Below are 5,813 nucleotides of genomic sequence, written 5' to 3' on the forward strand. Positions count from 1 at the left end.
CCTTTACTGCCTAATATATAGTAATAAAAATACCCCTAATAAAAACACACTGTCAAAAAAAATTTTCCATTTCGGGTGCGCTAGTTGCTTACTATCGCGAATCACTTTCTCTTCCAAATCTTTGTCACTCCTTAATAATTCGTCTACCGTAATACCGAGTAAATCACTCAAATCAATAATTACTTCGATATTAGGATAGTTCTTACCAGTTTCCCATTTTGAAACTGGTTGACGACTCACATGGATTTTTTCAGCAAGGTCAATTTGTGACCAACCTCTTTTTTCGCGTTCTTCTTTTAATCGCTTCCCAAAGATCACCGTGTTCATCGCCTTCCTACTTTTCAGTATTATTAGAGTATCTAGTCAATGTAAAGATAGTTATAGGCGCATCTAGTAGGGGTAGCGTCAGGATTTTGACAATTTACAACGATAAGGATATAAGTGTTGATACAACGAGGTTTTTAGTTTTATATCAATAAAGTCTACCCTATTGATATAAGACTAAAAACCTTAAAAACAAGGCTTCAAAGTGTCTCAAATATGTTAGCGTTGTAAAAACAGTAAAAGTTCACTTTGGATAACGGCTTACCGCTGTATATCCGCATTTTCCTGACGGTACCCCTATATGCTCTCGCTAAGTAAACTTCATGATTAGGTGCGGCTGCTACTCCAAATTTGGAGTGGCAGCCGAATCCTTTTGATCTAAAAAAGAACGATAGATCGGCACGATCGGGAGAGCTTTTGGTTTGAGCCAACAGGCGAAAAAGTTGTTGATTTTAATCATTGGGGATTGGGGGAGCCCCCCAACAAGTCAGTAAATGGGTACCATTTACGAAGCTTGCCTACCCTCTAGAACCAGTGATACAACCGGAGAGGAACGAACGATTTTGAACGGTTCTTCCATTTGGAAAATGGATATCATTTAGAGGTGCGGTCGGTAGATTTTGGGCGAGAACAGGAAAGAGAACCGGCAGGTGAAGTTTCGTGTGGACGACCACGAATTTCAGAAACTGGAGCAGCTGGCGAAAGAGGCTGGGATGAGTGTGCCTTCTTTCGTGAAAGAAAAGGCACAAGGGTTGCGAGTGCGGCCACCGAAGATCGATCGAGAAGGGGCGCTCGAGATCGCACGAGAATTACGGAAGATTGGCAACAACGTCAATCAGATCGCCAAAAAATCGAATACAGGAGGAACGATTGAATCGGATGAAATAAAGGCAGTTGAAAAGGAGTTGCATAATCTATGGCAACAATTAAACTCGGCAATACAAAAGTAGCCAATAAGCTGATCTCCTACGCTGAAAAACGAGCGGAGGAACGGTCGGGGGTTGATTGTTCACCTGAATATGCCAAAGCACAATTTAAAGCCACACGCGAGCTGCGGGGCAAGAATACCGGCATTCAAGCGCACCATGTGATTCAATCCTTTAAACCAGGAGAAGTGGATCAAGCACAAGCAAATGAAATCGGAAAAGATTTAGCGTTAAAAGTGGCGCCTGGTCATGAAGTCGTCGTGTATACCCATACCGACAAAGAGCACATTCATAATCACATTGTCATTAACTCGGTTAATTATGAAAACGGTCAAAAATAACAATCCACCAAAAAAGACCTGTACAACATAAGAGAACAGAGTGATCAGCTATGTTTGGAACGGGGCCTGTCGGTTGTAACGGAGCCTTCTGCAGAAATCCGATACACCTTAGCAGAAAGAGAATTAATACAAAAAGGGCAGTCCAGTTGGAAAGACGAGATCAGAGAACAAGTCGATCAGCTGAAAAAGGCGTCCACAAGTCTCCCTGATCTTGCGAAAAAGTTAAAAGAACAAGGATTTGAGACGAAAATAACAAAGAAGAACATCAGTTTCAAACACCCTGATTATGAACGCTTTGTCAGGGGAAAAACGCTAGGATTGGCGTACGAAAAGGAGACGTTACACAATGGCATTGAGAGAGAAAATAGTGGAAGACGATCGTCAGAAGCCAGAAACGAACGAGGAAATGGAAAGGAATCATCAGCTGCTCCACTCACTCGAACTGAATTTGCAGGGCAATTCCAAGATGATGGATCTTCTCAAAAGCTACATCGCAACGGATATGGACAAACGAGCAATAGGGAAACACACCTTCGATCAGGAATTAACGGAGATCAAGGACACCAGCGAGGAAATTCAACTGAAATTGAAGACCTTGTTACACGAGCAAATCAAACTCTTGATAGCCAACAAAGAGACATTGGAAAAGGTCTTAAGCGATTCAACGAATCACATGAGCCAAAACAACGAGAAAACCATTCAGCAACTATCGATAATTCAAAGTCAACTCAACACCCAATTAGGGACAATACAGCAGAACATGCAGAGCGAAACCACGAAAATGAGCGATCACGTACAAACAGAGATCAGCAACATGACGATGAAAGCAAACCAAAGCCTAGAAGAAACAGCTCAAAAGACATCGACCATGGTCCGGAACGCTAGAAAAAGTGTGCTAGTGAATGAATGGATCGATGTCTTAAAATATTCGGGATCGACAGCAGTATTGGTCGGAGCTGTCTTTTACGGTTTATCTTTTTTTGAGCTAATTTAGAAAAATTGAAAAGGAATTTGATTAAGTAATGTAGAAACGCCTTAACACACAATGATTCGCACTAAAAATAATACACTCTCCATCCGCTTCCTCAATTGTCCTTAATAAAGGAGAACCAATTTCATCTTCGAGTTACTGAATATGATCAGTTATGGATGCCTGTGAGTACTGAAGTGTCTGAGCGGCCTTTAAAACTATTCAACTCGGCCACTGTTTAAAAAGATTGAAGTTGATGGATTTCTATGTTAATACCCTCCTTGATAAAGTTTATTATCAGAAATCCTGAACATACGTTGAGGGAGGCGAGTGCTTCTCTCATCGTCATTTCTTTATGGCCAGGATCGTTCATAAAGGATAGATCCACAGGTGCTATACAGTTTACTTCACACATTTGGCTTACAAGTGTGCCTGGACTTCCTTGAAGAGCCTCTATTGTAAAGTCGAACATTAAGTTAATCTTTTTGATTTGTCTACCTTCTTTGTAGGATACTTTCTCTTCTGTAATCTGAACTTAATTGAACCAACAGAGAACTCCTTCTTTTTCTTCGTTTTGTAACCGCGCTTATTTAGATCATAAGCAATTTTCTTATAGCCATGTCCTTTACTCGCTAAGTTAAATACCTCTTGAATAATAGATGCTTCTTCCTTGTTAACAATTAATTCCTTATCGGCGACATCATAACCTAGTACAATGCCGCCATTCCACTTTCCCTGTTTTGCAGGCTGATTCATTCCCATCTTAACTCGATCAATAATCGTTGATCGCTGGATAGAATGGCTTCCAACTAATAATTGGGAAGCTTGGGAAGGTTAATTTATAATTTGCGGAAGGAAAGGGGACTAACACAGAAACATTTATGATAAGGTTCACCGTCGAACTTCTCACTTATTACCATCTTTTAAATATGTTACTATTATCATATAATAGTAGATATATTAATCTATGAAAAATCATAGTACACCACGATTTGGTTATAGTTGAAACAGAAAAGGTGTGTGACTAGTCACTCCTACATCCTTTCTGCAAATTTCAGAGTATAAGGATATGGTAAAAATGAGTAATAGAGAAACTAAAACAGATGTCATCCTAATTGGTGCTGGAATCATGAGTGCGACTTTAGGGACACTATTGAAAGAGTTAGCACCTACATTAGAAATTTCAGTGTTTGAGAAGCTCGAAAATGCAGGTGAGGAAAGCTCTAACGAATGGAATAATGCAGGAACCGGGCATGCGGCGTTGTGTGAGCTTAACTACACAACTGAAAAACCAAACGGATCTATAGATATTAGCAAAGCTATTGAAATTAATGAACAGTTTCAGACTTCCATGCAGTTTTGGACTTATCTTGTAAACAGCAAGATGATAAGTAATCCGCAGGACTTTATCATGCCGTTGCCACATATGAGTATGGTACAAGGGGAACAAAATGTAGCATTTTTAAAGAATCGTTTTGAAGCAATGTCAAGTAATCCTCTGTTTCAAGGGATGGAATTCTCTGTTGACCCTGGAAAGCTGTCGGAATGGATTCCACTTATTATGCAAGATCGTCCATTAAATGAACCGATAGCGGCAACAAAAATCGACTCTGGAACGGATGTCAACTTTGGTGCTTTAACGCGCATTTTGTTTGACCACTTAAAGAGTAAAAATGTCGATATCAATTATAATCATAGCGTTGATAATATCACACGTACTAACGAAGGCTCATGGGAATTGAATGTACGAAACGATAGCGGTAACGTCGAACGCCATACTGCAAAGTTTGTCTTTATCGGTGGCGGGGGTGGAAGCCTTCATTTACTTCAAAAATCCGGTATTCCTGAAGGAAAACGTATTGGAGGATTCCCGGTAAGTGGAATATTTATGGTGTGTAATAATCCGGATGTTGTAGCGCAGCATCATGCAAAAGTATACGGAAAAGCTAAGGTTGGAGCACCTCCAATGTCTGTTCCGCACCTTGACACGAGATATATCGACAAGAAGAAATCGTTACTATTTGGACCGTTTGCCGGCTTTTCACCAAGGTTCTTAAAAACAGGTTCAATGTTCGATTTAGTAACTTCCGTAAAACCGAATAATGTCTTAACTATGTTGGCGGCAGGCGCAAAAGAGATGTCATTGACAAAATACCTGATCCAGCAAGTGATGTTATCGAAAGAACAGCGCATGGAAGAGTTACGAGAATTTATCCCGAACGCTAATACTGATGATTGGGATTTTGTAGAAGCGGGTCAACGTGTACAAGTTATTAAAGACACTGCCGATGGCGGTAAAGGAACGCTTCAATTTGGGACCGAAGTTATTACGGCAGCTGATGGCTCGATTGCAGCCTTACTAGGTGCTTCTCCAGGTGCTTCTACTGCTGTTCACGTTATGCTTGAGGTAATTAATAGATGCTTCCCGCTATACATGAAAGAGTGGGAACCGAAAATAAAAGAAATGATTCCTTCTTATGGCACATCACTTGCGGAAAACCCAAAGCTTCTTCAAGAAATTCATACTTCGACAGCACTAGCGCTTGGTCTAAGCGAAAAAGAACCGATCAATAGTTAATTCTTTGGATGTTGAAACAAGGTATTAACTATCATTGAAATGATTATGGGTAAGAACCTATAATTCAGTTACTTATGAGACTTCTACTCCAAAACTGAAATTTTTAATCTTTATGGTCTAAGTTTTCTTTTGTACTTCTATTTACCGTACTTATGATATAAGTCATTGTCATCACTATCGCCTTTGATTCCATCACCATCGAAATCCTCCGTGTAAGGATTGTAGTCATTATAATCATAGGAGTCAAAAGCATATTCACATGAGGATATTACATAAATAATTCTTTATGTTTATCCCCCCTTATTACTATTTGTAACCTATAACTAGATTTACGTTCCTTCAACTAAGCAGGGACATTAGTTTTTCTACCATATCGCGTAAGGTACAACATTGTAATAAATGCTGGTTCTTGACAAAAAAATACCTACTTCTATATATTTATATTAACAGTGTAAATAGACAGAATATTCCTATCGATTTATTTATGGTAATAGGAGGTAATATGAATATAACAAAAGGCACCAGAAAAGAAACGATTGAGCGGTGGGAGAGGGAAAAGGAGATATTTAAAACGTATGTAAAAAACAACGGATTCCCAACCATCAAGGAATGGGATGAATTTGCCCAAAAAAATGGATACCTATCAGCGGCAACTTTCAGTCAAAGGTTAGATG

5 protein-coding genes and 1 pseudogene are annotated in these 5,813 nt (G+C 39.5%); 4 read left to right on the forward strand and 2 right to left on the reverse strand.

Translation table 11 applies throughout. From position 1 onward, the window contains the following. Positions 1-18 precede the first annotated feature (18 nt). Positions 19-318, reverse strand: a pseudogene (locus ACOI1C_RS22160) (helix-turn-helix domain-containing protein); the annotation flags it as partial. A gap of 656 nt (positions 319-974) precedes the next feature. On the opposite strand from ACOI1C_RS22160, the gene ACOI1C_RS22165 reads away from it, so the two are divergent. The 3 genes from ACOI1C_RS22165 to ACOI1C_RS22175 are packed head-to-tail and all read left to right on the forward strand — an operon-like array spanning position 975 to position 2,476. After that, entirely contained in the window at positions 975-1,274 is a 300-nt protein-coding gene (locus ACOI1C_RS22165) for a plasmid mobilization protein (RefSeq protein WP_422512811.1), read from the forward strand. Further along, positions 1,241-1,591: a relaxase/mobilization nuclease domain-containing protein gene (locus ACOI1C_RS22170; RefSeq protein ID WP_422512812.1), complete on the forward strand. Its 351-nt coding sequence runs from the start codon at positions 1,241-1,243 to the stop codon at positions 1,589-1,591. The genes ACOI1C_RS22165 and ACOI1C_RS22170 overlap by 34 nt, the downstream gene beginning before the upstream one ends. 54 nt (positions 1,592-1,645) lie before the next feature. Then, entirely contained in the window at positions 1,646-2,476 is an 831-nt protein-coding gene (locus ACOI1C_RS22175; RefSeq protein WP_422512813.1) for a hypothetical protein, read from the forward strand. Between the two features lie 556 nt (positions 2,477-3,032). Here ACOI1C_RS22175 and ACOI1C_RS22180 read toward each other — a convergent pair. Then, entirely contained in the window at positions 3,033-3,317 is a 285-nt protein-coding gene (locus ACOI1C_RS22180; protein ID WP_422512814.1) for a recombinase family protein, read from the reverse strand. 313 nt (positions 3,318-3,630) lie between these two features. On the opposite strand from ACOI1C_RS22180, the gene mqo reads away from it, so the two are divergent. Continuing rightward, on the forward strand, positions 3,631-5,139 hold the full coding sequence (gene mqo, locus ACOI1C_RS22185; protein ID WP_422512815.1) for a malate dehydrogenase (quinone): 1,509 nt from the start codon (positions 3,631-3,633) through the stop codon (positions 5,137-5,139). Positions 5,140-5,813: the final 674 nt, after the last annotated feature.

This window comes from Bacillus sp. DJP31, from assembly GCF_049310945.1.
GTDB lineage: Bacteria > Bacillota > Bacilli > Bacillales > SA4 > Bacillus_BS.